The organism is Pseudomonas sp. URMO17WK12:I12, assembly GCF_000514395.1.
Lineage (GTDB): Bacteria > Pseudomonadota > Gammaproteobacteria > Pseudomonadales > Pseudomonadaceae > Aquipseudomonas > Aquipseudomonas mucoides.
Genome location: NZ_AZVV01000004.1, coordinates 113,195 through 130,293, shown reverse-complemented (window position 1 = coordinate 130,293; position 17,099 = coordinate 113,195). Strand labels below are relative to the sequence as shown.

The 17,099-nt window shown below is 60.4% G+C and carries 14 protein-coding genes; 1 reads left to right on the top strand and 13 read right to left on the bottom strand.

Annotation, left to right across the window (positions count from 1 at the left end; translation table 11 throughout):
• Positions 1-233: 233 nt before the first annotated feature.
• Entirely contained in the window at positions 234-5,519 is a 5,286-nt protein-coding gene (locus tag D882_RS0103435) for an NEL-type E3 ubiquitin ligase domain-containing protein (protein WP_027921937.1), read from the top strand.
• A gap of 62 nt (positions 5,520-5,581) precedes the next feature.
• Here D882_RS0103435 and ureC read toward each other — a convergent pair whose 3' ends face one another.
• From ureC to D882_RS0103370, 13 genes are all read right to left on the bottom strand, one after another.
• The gene (ureC, locus tag D882_RS0103430) at positions 5,582-7,282 is read right to left on the bottom strand and encodes an urease subunit alpha (protein ID WP_027921936.1); all 1,701 of its coding nucleotides are present in this window, start codon (positions 7,280-7,282) and stop codon (positions 5,582-5,584) included.
• Positions 7,283-7,454: 172 nt separating this feature from the next.
• Complete coding sequence (locus tag D882_RS0103425; protein ID WP_027921935.1) at positions 7,455-7,763, bottom strand: urease subunit beta; 309 nt, start codon at positions 7,761-7,763, stop codon at positions 7,455-7,457.
• Complete coding sequence (locus D882_RS0103420) at positions 7,763-8,296, bottom strand: GNAT family N-acetyltransferase (protein WP_027921934.1); 534 nt, start codon at positions 8,294-8,296, stop codon at positions 7,763-7,765. The genes D882_RS0103425 and D882_RS0103420 overlap by 1 nt, the downstream gene beginning before the upstream one ends.
• Positions 8,297-8,302: 6 nt before the next feature.
• A complete protein-coding gene (locus D882_RS0103415) occupies positions 8,303-8,836 on the bottom strand; it encodes a GNAT family N-acetyltransferase (RefSeq protein WP_027921933.1) in 534 nt (177 codons plus the stop codon).
• 9 nt (positions 8,837-8,845) lie between these two features.
• Positions 8,846-9,148, bottom strand: coding sequence for an urease subunit gamma (locus D882_RS0103410; RefSeq protein ID WP_007945249.1), 303 nt, complete (start codon positions 9,146-9,148; stop codon positions 8,846-8,848).
• Positions 9,149-9,217: 69 nt separating this feature from the next.
• The gene (locus D882_RS0103405) at positions 9,218-10,057 is read right to left on the bottom strand and encodes an urease accessory protein UreD (RefSeq protein ID WP_027921932.1); all 840 of its coding nucleotides are present in this window, start codon (positions 10,055-10,057) and stop codon (positions 9,218-9,220) included.
• A gap of 43 nt (positions 10,058-10,100) precedes the next feature.
• Entirely contained in the window at positions 10,101-10,799 is a 699-nt protein-coding gene (gene urtE, locus D882_RS0103400; protein ID WP_027921931.1) for an urea ABC transporter ATP-binding subunit UrtE, read from the bottom strand.
• 139 nt (positions 10,800-10,938) lie between these two features.
• Positions 10,939-11,808, bottom strand: coding sequence for an urea ABC transporter ATP-binding protein UrtD (gene urtD, locus D882_RS0103395; protein ID WP_027921930.1), 870 nt, complete (start codon positions 11,806-11,808; stop codon positions 10,939-10,941).
• Entirely contained in the window at positions 11,805-12,884 is a 1,080-nt protein-coding gene (urtC, locus tag D882_RS0103390; protein ID WP_027921929.1) for an urea ABC transporter permease subunit UrtC, read from the bottom strand. Before urtC ends, urtD begins: the two co-directional genes overlap by 4 nt.
• Positions 12,884-14,386 (bottom strand): urea ABC transporter permease subunit UrtB, encoded by a 1,503-nt coding sequence (urtB, locus tag D882_RS0103385; RefSeq protein ID WP_027921928.1) that lies wholly within the window; start codon positions 14,384-14,386, stop codon positions 12,884-12,886. The genes urtC and urtB overlap by 1 nt, the downstream gene beginning before the upstream one ends.
• A 161-nt stretch (positions 14,387-14,547) precedes the next feature.
• Entirely contained in the window at positions 14,548-15,813 is a 1,266-nt protein-coding gene (gene urtA / locus D882_RS0103380) for an urea ABC transporter substrate-binding protein (RefSeq protein WP_027921927.1), read from the bottom strand.
• Positions 15,814-16,037: 224 nt separating this feature from the next.
• Positions 16,038-16,337, bottom strand: coding sequence for a hypothetical protein (locus D882_RS0103375; RefSeq protein ID WP_027921926.1), 300 nt, complete (start codon positions 16,335-16,337; stop codon positions 16,038-16,040).
• Between the two features lie 98 nt (positions 16,338-16,435).
• On the bottom strand, positions 16,436-16,807 hold the full coding sequence (locus D882_RS0103370) for a DUF6124 family protein (RefSeq protein ID WP_027921925.1): 372 nt from the start codon (positions 16,805-16,807) through the stop codon (positions 16,436-16,438).
• Between the last annotated feature and the right edge of the window lie 292 nt (positions 16,808-17,099).

Below are 17,099 nucleotides of genomic sequence, written 5' to 3'. Positions count from 1 at the left end.
GGTTTCCTGATGGGAAGTCTGGCGCATCTTAGCTCCTTTGCTGCCCGCTAAAAACTACCATTACGCGGTAGCGCACTTTCGTCTGGCGCCCGGGCGGTAATTACCTGTTTTTTTAATTCTTAAATCGAATACGACTTTGAGGTATGCCTGATTTCAGCGCTGTTTTTTGATCTTTTGTTTTCGTCGCCAGCCAATAATCTGTTGGTTCAATTCATCGCATAAGGATTTGCGAAATGAACGAACGTTCAGACACTGCGGATCGATCCGTCATTGCCCTGCATGCAAGAGACGCAGAGCGCACTGTTTATCGTGATTATCTGCTGGGTAAACTGCCCCCGCTGGTCAAAGACGCACCCGCCTCGCGCCTTGTTGCCTTTGCCCATTCGAAACCGGAGTTTCCTGAGTGGTATTTCAATTCAAGGGCCATTGATCGCCAGTACCTCAAGGAGTTGATCGACGAGCACTGGCGCCTTCAGGGGCCATTGGACAATACGCTGAAGAACGTGCAGCAGGACATTCTTGCCTTTGCCGAGCCTTTGCTGGTCCAGGCATTGAAAGAGCAGTTGAATCTGGAACTGGACGTCAACGCGACGCTGATCCGGCTGTACATCCCCGCCAATCTGGCTATTGGCATCGATACCAACGCCAGTCGGCTCAGGCAATCGTCGTTGCTGGAAGCTGCCCTGCACAATTTCGAGGCCCCCGAAACGCAGGTGGGCGCGTTTCGCGGTGGCTCGGGCATTTTCACCAGGGACGACGAAAACGAGCTTCACCGGCATACGCTGACGGTCGAAAGATTTGCGTCCCTGTGCCGGACGCTCGATATCGGTGCGCAATATCAGCGCCACCTCACGGCATTACTGATGCCCGAGGACGTCACGGCCAGAGCCAACGTCGTGCGGCAATGCACGGCCAGTGAAAAAGCCGCGTTCCACGAGTCGGCGCTGATCGCGTACCTGAAAAAGGACGTCACGTCCTATGGCTACGGGAAACTTCGGCAGATACGTGACAACGGACCAGGCATTTTGATGGGGCGTCGTCCCCTGCATTGCCATCGGCTCTCGATCATGGGGTTCAGGCTGTCCGGTATTGTGTTGTTCAGTGCCGTGGCGGATCCCGCTAAAATCAAAAGAGTCTACGACGCCCTGATTCCAGAGCATCAACGAACGATGCTCGAATGGTCGCGAAGTCTGGCACTGCTCCCGGGGCAGGAGTTTGAACAGTTCAAGCAGCTCCAGGCGTTCTTCGCCAATGGCCCCAGTGGTCTTGTCGAGGCCATGTTGCAGCGCCACGATGCTTATCAACAAAGCCGTCTGGAGGGAACACTGATTGCGTATGTCCCCGATGATCCCGACCACCCCTTCAAGGAATACGAGTCCTTCACTGATTTCATGAAGGAACTGACGAGCCAATTGCGCTCGCCGGGTTATCAACAGTTTTTCAGTCGTTTCGTCGCGCAAAAAGACCAGGGCAAGTTCTTTGCCCGGGTTCGCGAGCGCCTCTCGACATTCACCTGGAAACAGCGCGAGCCGCTGGACATGGGGCCATGGTGGCGCGAGACCGCCGTTGAAAATGCCGACGCAGAACCTGTCACCCATACCCTTTCAGGCGATCTCTGGGCGCAGACCCGTCTGTGGCGCAGGGAGAAAGCGATTGCGGACGCGCGGCAAATCGCTGTGCCGACCGGCGATGAAGACGCCACCAACCGCTGGAATCGCCTGACCAGTTATCTGAACATCGGCTGGAACGTGTTCAACTTTGGCGCCATGCTGGTTCCCGGCCTGGGCGAAGCGATGCTGGCCATCATGGCCGGGCAAATGGCTTTCGAAACCCTGGAAGGCATTGAAGACTGGAGCAAAGGGGACAAGGAGGAAGCGGCGGCCCATCTCACCGGTGTCATGATCAATTTCGCGCAGTTGGCCATTATGGCGGCCGGGCATGTCTTGCCGTCTGGTGCGGCGCCGTCTGTCAAACCGTCGGCGTTTATCGACCGGTTGAAAAAGGTTGAAGTGGCGGATGGTCAGACGCGCCTATGGAACCCGGACCTTTCGCCCTACGCCCAAGACAGGGTGTTGCCCACCGAGGCGAAGCCAAACGAGCAGGGCCTGTACCGGCACAGGGAAAAAGACATCCTGAAGCATGACAACAAACATTTCGACGTCATCAACGATCCACGCACCGGTCAGCCACGCCTGCAACATCCGACCCGGCCAAAGGCTTATCAGCCGACACTGGAGCACAACGGTGCCGGCGCATGGAAGACCGAACTCGACCGCCCCATCGAGTGGGACACCACCACCCTCATGCGGCGCTTGGGACCGAAGGTCGAGGGCTTTTCTGATAACACCCTGGAGCAGATTCGTCTCGTCAGTGGGCTGGAAGAGGATCAATTGCGTCGGTTGCATGTCGTCGGCGATCCGCCGCCTGCGTTGCTGACCGACACGATCGAACGTTTCCAGGCCTGGGCCGAGGTGCAAAAACTGCCCGGGCAGATAAGGCTCGATGAGGTTCCGGAGGCGTTCGTCGAGCAGGTGCCCCGGTTGCTGGTTGAATTGCCCAGATGGCCCGAGCAAAAAAGCATCGAGCTGTTTGACGGCCCCGGGCATAGCGGGCGCTCGATCAAATTGGGCAACGTCGATGCGCTGCCCGCCGACACGCTGCAGATCAGCCATGCCGAGGTCCGATCAGGGAAACTGCCGGAGCGTGCGGTGAAGTTTGCGAACGAGACGGACATTCACGCGATGCTCGGACAGGGCATTGCGTCTGACGAGCAAATCCGCATCGAAGCCTTGAAAAACCTGTTGGCCGGGCGAGCAAGCCAGCGCCGCGCAGCTCTGTTTGACGCGCTGAGTCGCCGTTTGCAGCAAACCGACAACCCGCAGGTGCAGGTGCTTCAGGATGCGTTCAATGGGCTCCCCACGGCCGTAGCCCGGGAATTGCTCGCCGACATCGAGCCGCAAGACCGGCTCAACCTCACCGAGCCGTCGCGCATCCCCTTGCAACTCAGGGAGCGGGTGAGAGTGGCCTTGCGGGCCATACGAACCGCGCGCGCTTATGAAGGGCTCTTTCTCGACGTGCCGTTCGGTGTGGACACCGAACGGCTGGCATTGCACTCGATTCAAGCGCTGCCGGAGTGGCCCGAAAACGTTCGGATCGAAATCCGTGAGCTTTCATTCGACGGGCGGTTGCGCGACAGCATCGGCTCGACGGACGCCACCCACCGCAGAATCCTGGTCAGCGAGGACGGCCAATACCAGGCGCGCGATCCCGATGATCTGCATTTGCACGGGGCCGATGATCTATATGCGTCGGTGTTGCATGCTTTGCCGGATGCCGAACGAAACACACTGGGGTATCACGTCAATCAAGGCGCCACGCTCAAGATCGCCATTCAAAAAACGCCATTGCCACGGGACACGTTCAGCGCGCTACTTGGCGATAACCCTGTACGCAAACCGACGTATGACCCCGTCACGATGCGCCTGCGTGGCGGCATGCGCGGGGTGGCTCATGGGCTAAGCCGAGTCAACGAGCCCATGACGCCGCAAGAGCGGGTGCGGGTTGTCCGCCCCGGATGGACGGAGGTCGAAGCCTTGTCCTATCTGCAGGTGAGTGGCAGCGAACTCAGTCTGGAGCAGAGGGCCAGCGCACTCGAAGCGGAATTCGATCGGCTCAATGCCAGCTTTCAACGCTGGTTGAAGTCGCCGACCCACGCGTACAGCTTCACCCCTGCCGGCGTCGCCGAATGGCAATCCAGAAACGCCTTGTACAAAGCGGTCAGGGAATGCTGGCAGCACACCGGGTTGCGCCATGTGGATTCATTCGGTCATTTGCAGGGCATGGTGCTCGACCTGGAAAACATGCCGCTTGGGCGTCATCTGCGCACCCTGCCTGCCCTGGAAGGCAATTTCGATCACGTCACGCGCCTCAATTTGACCCTGACCGAATTGACCGACGCACACAGTTCCTTCCTCGATCATTTTCCCCGCCTGCGTTCGCTCAACGTCAACGGCAATGCGCTCTCCGCTGTTCCCGGTGCCATCCGCCGCATGCGCGCGCTGACGGAACTCAACATGCGAGGTAACCGTATTGTCCTGGACGCACAAGGCGTTGCGGACCTGCGTAACCTGACACGTCTTGAGGTCCTGGACCTGTTTGGCAATCCGTTGGGGCAAGCCCCGGACATTGGCAGCATGAGAAGGTTGCACACGCTGATCCTGGCGGACACCGGGATTCATGGCTGGCCGCAGGGGCTGTTCGCACAACCGCGGTTCCGGCATTTTTTCCTGGATTTGCAGCGCAACGAAATCACCCACATTCCGGCAGTGCCCCCTGGCTCTGCTCAGGCGGAATTGCTGGCGCGCACCTTGCTGAGCCGGGAACCGCAGTGGTTGGCGGAGGCCAATCTGCAGACGCTCAGGGACTCCATCGAATCCGTCGGCATGGACCCGGATCGTCCATATCCACCCCGCGGTGTGCGTGACAGTCTCGACTGGGAGGCGGGCATGACACGGTCGGAATGGGTGGCGAAACAGGAGGTCTGGAACAGCGTCGAAGATGAGCACGGATCGGTCGGTTTTTTCAACGAGATCCGCAAACTCACCGAGTCGGGGCATTTCAAGCACGACACCGGATTTCGGGTCGATATGACCGCCAAGGTTTGGCGCATGCTCGAAGCGATGTCGAAAAACACCGAGCTTCGGCAAAAACTTTTCACCATGACCACCGTGCCCACGGCGTGCGTCGATGCTGGCGCGCAGCTGTTCAATGCCATGGGCCTGGAGGTGCTGATTCATGAGGCGTATGAACTGGCCAATCCCTCGCTGGTGGAAGGTGAGCTGGTTACGCTGGCGCGAGGCAAGTCACGTCTGGATGAACTGAGCAGGATTGCCCGCAAAACCATTTCCGAACGCGAGGCGATGGGCGAGGCGTTCAGGCGTGTCAATGCCATGGGGGAGGTGATGGGCACGATCGATGAGGTGGAAGTTCACCTGGCGTTCATGACCGATCTTGCCGAACGGCTGGACTTGCCCTGGCAGTCTCGAAACATGCAATTCAGAGGGATCGCGGGTGTCACCTCGGCGATGATCGACAATGCTTACCTGCGTGTGCTCGACCTTGAGGAAGGTGAGCTGCTCGGTGATTTGCTTGTCGATCAGCCGTTCTGGGCAGCCTACGTCGAAGGGGTCAACCGACGGGCTTTCAAAGGGTTCAGGCGCCGGATCGATGTCACGACAGACTTCTATATGGCATTGGACCAGCGTGCGAATGACACAACGCTTTCCCTTGAGCAAAAGGCTCGGTTGAAGGAAGAGCTCAGGGTGCTTGGCGCTGAACTGGGCAAACCGGAAAGCGATTTTGCGCCGGGCCGTGTCATGACCGACGCAGACTATGCTGCTGAGCTGAATGCAATCGATGAAGACAAAAAGGAGTTGCTCAAAACCTTCACCCAACAGGCGATCGACCGCGCAAAACTGCAAAGGGTAGAGGTCCCGTTTGTCGTACAGCCGGACGTTTGATTGCTGCTTTCCCGGGGAACGGGTACGCCAGGTCCCCGGGAATGATCAGACCGATCGAACGATCAAAACAGGAAATATCGCTGGGCCATCGGCAGCACATCCGCGGGCTCACACCAGAGCAGCACGCCGTCGGCTTTGACTTGATAGGTCTGTGGGTCGACATCGATCGTCGGCAGGTAATCGTTGTGAATCAAGTCGGTTTTCTGCACCTCGCGGCACCCTTTGACCACTGCGATTTTTTTCTTCAACCCCAACGCCTCAGGCAGGCCCGCCTCCTGCGCGGCCTGGCTGATAAAGGTCAGGCTGGTGGCGTGCAACGAACCGCCGTAGCTGGCAAACATCGGGCGGTAATGCACCGGTTGCGGCGTCGGAATTGACGCATTGGCGTCGCCCATCAGGCTGGCCGCAATAGCTCCGCCCTTGAGGATCAAGGTCGGCTTGACGCCAAAAAACGCCGGCCGCCACAGCACCAGATCCGCCCATTTACCCACTTCGACCGAGCCCACTTCATGGCTGATGCCATGGGTGATCGCCGGGTTGATGGTGTACTTGGCGATGTAGCGCTTGGCGCGGAAGTTGTCGTTGCCTTCGCCATCACCGAGTAGTGGGCCGCGTTGCTTTTTCATCTTGTCGGCGGTTTGCCAGGTGCGCGTGATGACCTCGCCAACGCGGCCCATGGCCTGGCTGTCGGAGCTGATCATCGAGAACGCGCCGAGGTCGTGGAGGATGTCTTCGGCGGCAATCGTCTCGCGGCGGATACGGCTTTCGGCGAAGGCCACGTCTTCGGCAATGCTCGGGTCCAGGTGATGGCAGACCATCAACATGTCGAGGTGCTCGTCGATGGTGTTGCGGGTGAACGGCCGTGTCGGGTTGGTCGAGCTCGGCAGCACATTGGCAAAGCCGCAGGCCTTGATGATGTCCGGGGCATGACCGCCGCCCGCACCTTCAGTGTGGTAGGTGTGGATGGTGCGGCCTTTGAACGCGGCGAGGGTGGTTTCGACGAAGCCGGATTCGTTGAGGGTGTCGGTGTGGATCGCCACCTGCACGTCGTACTGGTCGGCGACGCTCAGGCAGTTGTCGATGCTCGCCGGCGTGGTGCCCCAGTCTTCATGCAGTTTGAGGCCGATGGCGCCGGCCTTGACCTGTTCGATCAAGGGCTCCGGCAGGCTGGCGTTGCCCTTGCCGGTGAGGCCGATGTTCATCGGGAACGCGTCGGCGGCCTGAAGCATGCGCGCCAGGTGCCACGGCCCGGAGGTGCAGGTCGTCGCGTTGGTGCCCGTCGCCGGGCCGGTGCCGCCGCCGATCATGGTGGTGACGCCGCTCATCAGCGCCTCTTCGATTTGCTGTGGGCAAATGAAGTGGATGTGGGTGTCGATGCCGCCAGCGGTGAGAATCATCCCTTCACCGGCGATGACTTCGGTACCGGCGCCGATGGCGATGGTCACGTTCGGCTGCACGTCCGGGTTGCCGGCCTTGCCGATGCCCGCCACGCGGCCATTCTTGAGGCCGACGTCGGCTTTGACAATGCCCCAGTGGTCGATAATCAGCGCGTTGGTGATCACCGTGTCGACGACGTCTGCGGCCAACAGTTGGCTTTGGCCCTGGCCATCGCGGATGACTTTGCCGCCGCCGAATTTCACTTCTTCGCCGTAGGTGGTGAAGTCTTTTTCGACTTCAATCCACAGTTCGGTGTCGGCGAGGCGAACCTTGTCGCCGACGGTGGGGCCGAACATGTCGGCGTAGGCCTGTTTAGAAATTTTCATGGGCTTGCCTTGGGATTCGATTGTTTTTGAGACCGCTCGCATAGCTCGCTATCGCAGCCTCGCTGCGCTCGACAGCTCCTACAGGTGCTCACACACGTTTGTGGTTGCACGCGGTCTTGTAGCCGCTGTCGAGTGAAACGAGGCTGCGATCTTTTTGGACGCACTGCAGTAATCAGTCGAGGTCACCCATGATCCTGCCGGCAAACCCGAACACCCGGCGATGCCCGGCCAGATCGACCAGCTCGACCTCGCGACTTTGTCCCGGCTCAAAACGCACCGCGGTGCCCGCCGGGATGTTCAGGCGCATGCCGCGGCTGGCGGTGCGGTCGAAGGTCAAGGCGTCGTTGGTTTCGAAAAAGTGGTAATGCGAGCCGACCTGGATCGGCCGGTCGCCGCTGTTGGCTACCTTCAGACTGACGGTGCGGCGGCCAACGTTGAGTTCGATGTCGCCGGGCTGGATCTGGTATTCACCGGGAATCATCAATGGGCTCCTTGCAGAATCTTGTAGTAGAGCGCGGTCGGTTTGTAGCGCCCGCTCGGGTCGCACGCGTAGTCGGGGATCTCGCCCGCCCGGGTATAACCCAATGCCTTATAGAAATCTTCGGCGGGGGAGCCGGCTTCGGTGTCGAGGTAGAGCATGCCGCGCTTGTGCTGGAGCGCGGCCTGTTCCAGCGCGCTCATCAACTGTTGGCCCAGACCACGACGACGCGCGTGTTCACGCACCAGCAGTTTTTGCACTTCGGCGCGGTTCAGGCCATTGGCTTTCTGGCACAGGGTCAGTTGCACACTGGCTTCCACTTGTTCGTCGCGAACCACCACCCACAGCAGCACGCTGCCCTTGTTCAGGTTCTCCTGGACTTCATCGAAATAGGCGCGGGCCTGAGTCGCGTCCAGATTGGCCATGAACCCGACGCTGGCGCCATAACCCACGGCGTCGAGCAGCAGATCAATCAAACCCTGGCGGTAGTGCGCAAAGCTTTCAACATTGACGCGTCGCAGTTGGGCGGCGTTCATCGGGCGTTACTCCTTGCTGGCGACAGGCGGCTGCGCGCCGGGATTGAGGGTCAGTTGCATGAAGGTCAGGTCCAGCCAGCGGCCGAACTTGGTGCCCACTTGGGGCATTTGCCCGGTGGTGATGAACCCGACGCGGTCATGCAGACGAATGGAAGCGGCGTTGCCGCTTTCGATGGCAGCGACCATCACATGCTTGTCGCAACCTTTGGCGCGTTCGATCAGCACCGTCATCAGTTTCGGGCCGAGGCCGTTACCGCGCTGATCGCTGCGCACGTACACTGAGTGCTCGACGGTGTGGCGGAAACCATCGAAAGGCCGCCAGTCACCAAATGAAGCGTAGCCCAGCACGCTGTTGTCACCGTCGACAATCACCAGAATCGGATAACCCTGGGCTTGCCGGGCGCTGAACCAGGCCTGGCGATTGCCGAGATCAACGGCCTGTTCATTCCAGATCGCCGTGGTGTTGAGCACCGCGTCGTTGTAGATGTCGCGGATCGCCGGCAAGTCGGCATGCACGGCGTCACGGATGTGGTAAGTCATGGCGGCTCCTCAGGCGATGGGTTGGTGGACGGTGACCAGCTTGGTGCCGTCGGGGAACGTCGCTTCAACCTGGATCTCCGGGATCATTTCTGGAATCCCTTCCATGACTTGTTCGCGGGTCAGCAGCGTGGTGCCGAAGTGCATCAAGTCGGCCACGGTCTGGCCGTCACGCGCACCTTCGAGCAGGGCGGCGGAGATGTAGGCCATGGCTTCCGGGTAATTGAGTTTCACGCCGCGCGCCAAACGCCGCTCGGCCACGAGGCCGGCGGTGAAGATCAGCAGCTTGTCTTTTTCGCGTGGTGTCAGGTCCATCGTTGGAATCCATCTGGGCAGATAAAAAATTTCAGATCTGTAAACACCAATCCCCTGTGGGATCGTGTTTCAGGTGCTCCATATTCTCGGTGGGACCGCTTCCCGGCCAAGCAGCGCAGGCCTGAGCAATCGCCACAATTCAATCAACCAGCCGCGCGCCAACAGCGCTTCACTGGCCAGGCACCGGGCCACCAACAGCCCCGGCAACTGGGTCAAATCCCCGCGTACGTCATTGGGTAGCGATCGACAGGTTTCCAGCTGTTCACTGTCGATCTCCCCGGTGACCAGCAACGTCGCAAACACCGGTTGACCATCAAGACCAATCGGCGAATCCAGCAACCCGTCATTCCCGACAATGCGCTGGCGTTCGTGCCAGAGCAACTGGCCGTCGCGGCGAATGTCCAGCCGCGCCTGGAAATGCCCGAGGTCAAAACGCTCGCCACTGGCCGGGCGACCCAGCGCCACAACGTCCCAGTAGAACAGCCGCGCGTCACCTTCCAGCTCAATCGAGGTGCTCAATTCGGCCTGGGCATCGCTGAAGATAATCGTCTCCTGCGGCAACCACTCCAGCGTTCCGCCAGCCGCGACTTTCAGATCCAGTTGCTGATAGGCCGGGCCTGCCGCGCGGTACCACTTGGCCGCGCCGGGGCTGGTGATTTGCGCCCAGGCCTTCGCGCCGACACGGGCCGAAATGTCCAGCCGATCACCGCCTGCAATCCCGCCCGGCGGGTGCACGATGATGTGCTGACAGACCTCGGGGCCTTCGGCATACAAGTGCTTTTGCACCCGCAGCGGGCCTTTGTGGCGGCGCTGGACCGGACGCGTGCTGTCGCCGAAACGGGCATAGCCCAGCTCCAGCTCGGCGTGCCAGCTCGGGGTAAACAGGACAGCAGGAAGAGGTACATTCATAGTTTCTAATTATCGTTAGGACGCTACAGATTAGATCGTAGCCTTAAATCGTGACTAGACCGCGCACACCTTCGGCTTCCATATGTTCACCGCGACCCTGTTGCACGATCTCACCCCGGGACATCACCAGGTATTGATCGGCCAGTTCGGCGGCGAAATCGTAGAACTGTTCCACCAGCAAAATCGCCATGTCGCCCCGAGCCGCGAGCTTCTTGATCACCGCACCGATTTCCTTGATCACCGATGGCTGGATGCCTTCGGTGGGCTCATCGAGGATCAACAGGCGAGGACGGCTGGCCAGCGCCCGGCCGATCGCCAATTGCTGTTGTTGACCGCCGGACAAGTCACCGCCGCGCCGTTGCTTCATTTGCAGCAGCACCGGGAACAGCTCGTAGATGAACGCCGGGACTTCCTTGGCTTCGCTGCCAGGGAAGCGTGACAGGCCCATCAGCAGGTTTTCTTCGACGGTCAGCCGACCGAAAATCTCGCGGCCCTGCGGCACGTAGGCGATCCCGGCATGCACGCGTTGATGTGGCTTGAAGGTTGTGATCGGGTTGCCTTCCCAGTTCACCGCACCTTCCTTGGCCGGGAGCAACCCCATCAGGCATTTGAGCAGGGTGGTTTTGCCGACGCCGTTGCGTCCGAGCAGGCAGGTGACTTCGCCGACTTTCACGTCAAACGTCAGGCCGCGCAGGATGTGGCTACCGCCGTAATACTGGTGCAGCTTGTCGACTTGCAGCATTGCTGAATTCCTTCTGTTTCACACAGAACCCTGTGGGAGCTGGCTTGCCTGCGATGGGGGTGGGACAGTCAACGTCATTGTTGGATATGCTGGCCTCATCGCAGGCAAGCCAGCTCCCACAGGTTTTGCGTGTGCAGGTTCAGCGACCGAGATACACCTCGATCACTCGCTCATCGGCCTGCACCTGCTCCAGCGACCCTTCCGCCAGCACGCTGCCCTGGTGCAACACGGTGACGTGGTCGGCAATCGAACCCACAAACCCCATGTCGTGTTCCACCACCATCAACGAATGCTTGCCCGCCAGGGTCTTGAACAGTTCCGCGGTAAATTCGGTTTCAGCGTCAGTCATGCCCGCCACCGGCTCGTCGAGCAGCAGCAGTTGCGGGTCTTGCATCAGCAGCATGCCGATCTCCAGAAACTGCTTCTGACCGTGGGACAACAACCCCGCCGGCCGATTGACCGACGTGGTCAGGCGAATGGTTTCCAGCACGTCAGTGATGCGATCTTTCTGCTCACCAGTAAGGCGCGCACGCAGGCTGGCCCACACTGATTTGTCGGTTTTCTGCGCCAGCTCCAGGTTCTCGAACACGCTCAACGCTTCGAACACCGTCGGCTTCTGAAACTTGCGACCGATACCGGCCTGGGCGATCTGCACTTCGCTCATCTGCGTCAGGTCCAGGGTTTCACCGAACCAGGCCTTGCCGTGGCTTGGCCGGGTCTTGCCGGTGATCACGTCCATCAGCGTGGTCTTGCCCGCGCCATTGGGGCCGATGATGCAGCGCAACTCGCCGACGCCGATGTACAGGTTCAGGTTGTTCAGCGCCTTGAAGCCGTCGAAGCTGACGCTGATGTCTTCCAGGGTCAGGATCGTGCCGTGGCGGGTGTCGAGGCCGGGGCCGACGCGTTGGCCGTGACTGATGGCGTCGCGGCTGGTGCCGGCGTCCTTGTTTGGCTCTACGGGAAAAAAGGCTGGTTCGAGCATGAATTCCGCCGTGGGTGTGATTCTCATTGTTCGCCCCTTTTCTTCAGCAGACCGATCACGCCCTTCGGCAGGTACAAGGTCACGACGATGAACAGGGCACCGAGGAAGAACAGCCAGTACTCCGGGAACGCCACGGTGAACCAGCTCTTCATGCCGTTGACCACGCCGGCACCCAGCAGTGGACCGATCAGCGTGCCGCGACCACCAAGGGCCACCCAGACCGCCGCTTCAATCGAGTTGGTCGGCGACATTTCACTCGGGTTGATGATCCCGACCTGCGGCACGTACAACGCCCCGGCCAGACCGCACAACACCGCACTCAACACCCAGACAAACAGCTTGAAACCGCGCGGGTCGTAGCCGCAGAACATCAGGCGGTTTTCCGCATCGCGCAGTGCGGTCAGCACCCGGCCGAACTTGCTCTGCGCCAGGCGCCAGCCGATGAACAGGCTTGCCACCAGCAACACCACCGTGGCGAAAAACAGCACGGCGCGAGTGCCGGGTTCGGTGATGCCGAAACCGAGAATGGTGCGGAAATTGGTGAAGCCGTTGTTGCCGCCAAACCCGGTCTCGTTGCGGAAGAACAGCAGCATTCCAGCGAAGGTCAGGGCCTGGGTCATGATCGAGAAATACACGCCCTTGATCCGCGAGCGGAAGGCGAAGAAGCCGAACACCAGCGCCAGCAATCCCGGCGCCAATACCACCAGGCACATGGCCCAGAGGAAGCTGCTGGTGCCGGTCCAGTACCACGGCAATTCGGTCCACGACAGGAAGGTCATGAACGCCGGCAAGCCATCGCCCGAGGCCTGGCGCATCAAGTACATGCCCATCGCGTAACCGCCGAGGGCGAAGAACAGGCCGTGGCCGAGGGACAGCAGGCCGGCGTATCCCCAGACCAGGTCCAGCGCCAGCGCGACGATGGCGTAGCAAAGAATCTTGCCCACCAGCGTCAGGGTGTAGGCCGAGACGTGAAACACACTGATCGGCGACAACAGCGACAGCAGCGGCAACGCCAGCAGCAGCGCGAGAATCACCGCGCCGACCGCGATCGTGACTGTGGGGCCGGCTTTTTGTGTAGCGGTAACGAGCAGGGGCTGGTTCATCAGTCGATCACCCGTCCTTTCAGTGCGAAGAGGCCTTGCGGACGCTTCTGGATGAACAGAATGATCAGCGCGAGGATCAGGATCTTGCCGAGCACGGCGCCGATCTGCGGTTCGAGAATTTTGTTGGCGATACCGAGGCCGAACGCGGCGAGCACGCTACCGGCCAACTGGCCGACACCGCCGAGCACCACCACCAGGAACGAGTCGATGATGTAGCTTTGGCCGAGGTCCGGGCCGACGTTGCCGATCTGGCTCAGCGCCACGCCACCGAGGCCGGCGATGCCCGAGCCGAGACCGAAGGCGAGCATGTCCACGCGCCCGGTCGGCACGCCACAGCAGGCGGCCATGTTGCGATTCTGGGTGACGGCGCGCACATTCAAACCCAGGCGCGTCTTGTTCAGCAGCAGCCAGGTCAGCACCACCACAAACAGCGCAAACGCGATGATCACGATGCGGTTGTACGGCAGCACGAGGTTGGGCAGCACTTGAATCCCGCCCGACAACCACGCCGGGTTGGCTACTTCAACGTTCTGCGCGCCGAACACCAGGCGCACCAGCTGAATCAGCATCAGGCTGATGCCCCAGGTGGCGAGCAAGGTTTCCAATGGGCGGCCGTAGAGGTGACGAATCACCGTGCGCTCCAGCGCCATGCCGATGGCGGCGGTGACGAAGAATGCGACTGGCAACGCGATCAGCGGGTAGAACTCGATGGCTTGCGGGGCGTAGCGCTGGAACATCATCTGCACCACATACGTCGAGTACGCGCCGAGCATCAGCATCTCGCCGTGGGCCATGTTGATCACGCCGAGCAGGCCGAACGTGATCGCCAGACCGAGGGCGGCGAGCAGCAGGATCGAACCGAGGGACATGCCGCTGAAGGCCTGGCCGAGCAACTCGCCGATCAGCAGTTTGCGTTTGACTTGGGCGAGGCTGGTTTCGGCGGCGGTGCGCACGGCGACGTCGGCTTCGACGCCCGGTTCGAGCAAGGTTTCGAGGCGGGTACGGGCGAGCGGGTCGCCGGTTTCACCGAGCAAACGCACCGCGGCGAGGCGCACGGCGGGGTCGGTGTCGACCAGTTGCAGGTTGGCCAGGGTGAGGCTGAGGGCGGCGTGGACGCTTTCGTCTTTTTCGCCGGCCAGTTGCTGGTCGAGGAATGTCAGCTGTGCGGGTTTGGCGCTTTTCTGCAGTTGCTGCGCGGCGGCCAGACGGGTTTTTGGGTCGGCGGCGAGCAGTTGATGGCTGGCCAGTGCGGTGTCGATCAGGCCGCGCAGGCGATTGTTCAGGCGCAGGGTTTTGGTTTGGCCGTCGACAGTCAGTTCGCCTTGTTGCAGGGCGTTGATCAGTTCGATACGGGCCGGGTCGGGCTGCGCGGCCCAGGCTTCCAGCAGTTTGGCTTGCTGCACGGGGGTGGCGGCGACGAAGTCTTCGGTGTCGCTGGCAAAGGAGGTTGCCGGCAGCAAAAGCGCAATGGCGAGAATCAGACGATAAAGGGCGGAGGGCATAGGTAGTCGCCTTGACACGGACATTGTGGGAGCTGGCGTGCCTGCGATGCAGACGACTCGGTGTGTCTGATGCTCCGAGGTGATGCCATCGCAGGCAAGCCAGCTCCCACAGGGATTTATGTCGGGCCTGGGCTCCATGCCCAGGCCCGACATCCAGTGGCTTAGTTGCTCTTCATCGCATAATCCGGCTTCTTGTCGTTGCCATCGATAAACGGGCTCCACGGCTGGGCGCGGATCGGGCCTTCGGTCTGCCACACCACGTTGAACTGACCATCGGCCTGGATCTCGCCGATCATCACCGGTTTGTGCAGGTGGTGATTGGTCTTGTCCATGGTCAGGGTGTAGCCGGACGGCGCGGCAAAGGTCTGGCCGGCGAGGGCTTCGCGGACTTTGTCGACGTCGGTGGACTTGGCTTTTTCCGCCGCTTGCGCCCACATGTGAATGCCGACGTAGGTGGCTTCCATCGGGTCGTTGGTCACCGCTTTGTCGGCGCCCGGCAGGTTGTGTTTCTTGGCGTAGGCTTTCCAGTCGGCGACGAATTTCGCGTTCTGCGGGTTCTCGACCGATTCGAAGTAGTTCCACGCCGCAAGGTTGCCCACCAGCGGTTTGGTGTCGATGCCGCGCAGTTCTTCTTCGCCGACGGAGAACGCCACGACCGGAACGTCGGTGGCTTTCAGGCCCTGGTTGGCCAGCTCTTTATAGAACGGCACGTTGGAGTCGCCGTTGACGGTCGAGATGACGGCCGTCTTGCCGCCGGCGGAGAATTTTTTGATGTTGGCGACGATGGTCTGGTAATCGGCGTGGCCGAACGGGGTGTAGACCTCTTCGATGTCCTTGTCCGCCACGCCTTTGGAGTGCAGGAACGAGCGCAGGATTTTGTTGGTGGTGCGCGGGTAGACGTAGTCGGTGCCGAGCAGGAAGTAACGCTTGGCGCTGCCACCTTCTTCGCTCATCAGGTATTCAACGGCGGGAATCGCCTGCTGGTTTGGCGCGGCGCCGGTGTAGAACACGTTCGGCGACATCTCTTCGCCTTCGTACTGCACCGGGTAGAACAGCAAGCCGTTGAGCTCTTCGAACACCGGCAACACCGATTTACGCGACACCGACGTCCAGCAGCCGAACACCACGGCCACCTTGTCCTGAGTCAGCAACTGCCGGCCCTTTTCGGCGAACAGCGGCCAGTTCGACGCAGGGTCCACCACCACCGGTTCCAGCATCTTGCCGTTCACGCCGCCCTTGGCGTTGATCTCGTCGATGGTCATCAAGGCCATGTCTTTGAGCGACGTTTCGGAGATCGCCATGGTGCCGGACAACGAATGCAGAATCCCGACCTTGATGGTCTCGGCGGCCTGGACGGTCCAGGTCATGCCCATCGCGGCAATGCTTGCCGAGAGTGTGAAAGCCTTGATCAAGCTACGACGCTTCATTGTGCGATCTCCATGAACTTATGAATTTTTTTGGTTGGCAGATGCGGACTACTGAAGGGTGTTTTGCAAAGGCTGTGCCCGGTCGGCAAAAGGCAGGGAAATGTCGTTTTAGAGCGCTCGCGCGCGGTGGCGGCGCACCATGAAGGGACGAGGGCGGGGCGGTGGTGCGAGGGTGTGCGTCATTGTGGTGCTGCCGCGTGGCGGCAGCGGTGATGCAGAAGGGTTCAGTTGGGGCCGGGAAATGAGTCGACGTATTGGATCTTGAAATCGGGGAAGGAATCGACGATCTGGATTTTGTAATCCGGGAAGCTGTCGACGGTTTTCCACTTGCCCGGCGAGTCCGCAAAAGAGTCGACCTGCTGCACCTTCAGATCGGGAAATGAGTTCACCACCTGCACCTTGTAGTCCGGGAAGCTGTCGACGAATTGGATCTTGCCGTAAATCTTCGAGACATCGACGGTGGTATCGGCCATTGCGGTGCTGGAGCCGAATACCAGCAACGACAGGAAAATACTTTTCAACATGAGGCTCATCCTGAGGGTCGTGAGATGCGCAGTGTAAGGAATGTTGAGCCCCGGTGGGAGCGAGAAGCCTCACTCCCACATTTTTTCTTGCGGTGTATTCAGGTGGGAACGACCTTATCCACCGCGCGGTTCACGGCCAGTTCGGCGAGCATGATGATCTGCTGAATGGCCATCGCCTTGTGGCGCTGCGGGCCGATCAGGTCGGCGGCGAAGTCGCTGGCCAGGACACTGGCGGACGCCAGGGATTCACAGGCATGGACCAACAGGCTTTCGCTGTCGTTGTCCGGGGCGATCATGTACATCGTGCTGGGGCGGCGGGGTTTTTTGGTGTAGAGCGCAGGCGGATCCAGGTAGTAGTCGAGGGCGCGTTTGATGGCTTCGCGGTCTCGGAGCAGGTCTTCGTCGCGAGATGTTTCGGGTTCGGGTGTGGTGGTGTCGAGGGGTGGATCGGGTACGATTTTCTTAGACATGGTAATGATTCCCTTGAAGCAATTGGAGCCATCACTTGTCGTTTCTCACGCGACGAAGGGGTGGCAGCTATGTGCGGAGTGAGAAACCGGTAGGAATCAACCCGGCCGAACCGAAGTCCGCCCGCACACAGCCGCCATAGTCATTGCCGGCAGCGGATAAGCTGGCGGCAATTATGGTGGAGCTAGCGTTGGATTGAAACCTGTCCGGGTTCTCACACCCGATCACTGAGTCTTCAGTGACAGCCCCAGACTAGACAGCCCACGTCCGACGAACAACCTGAAAAAGCCGTGG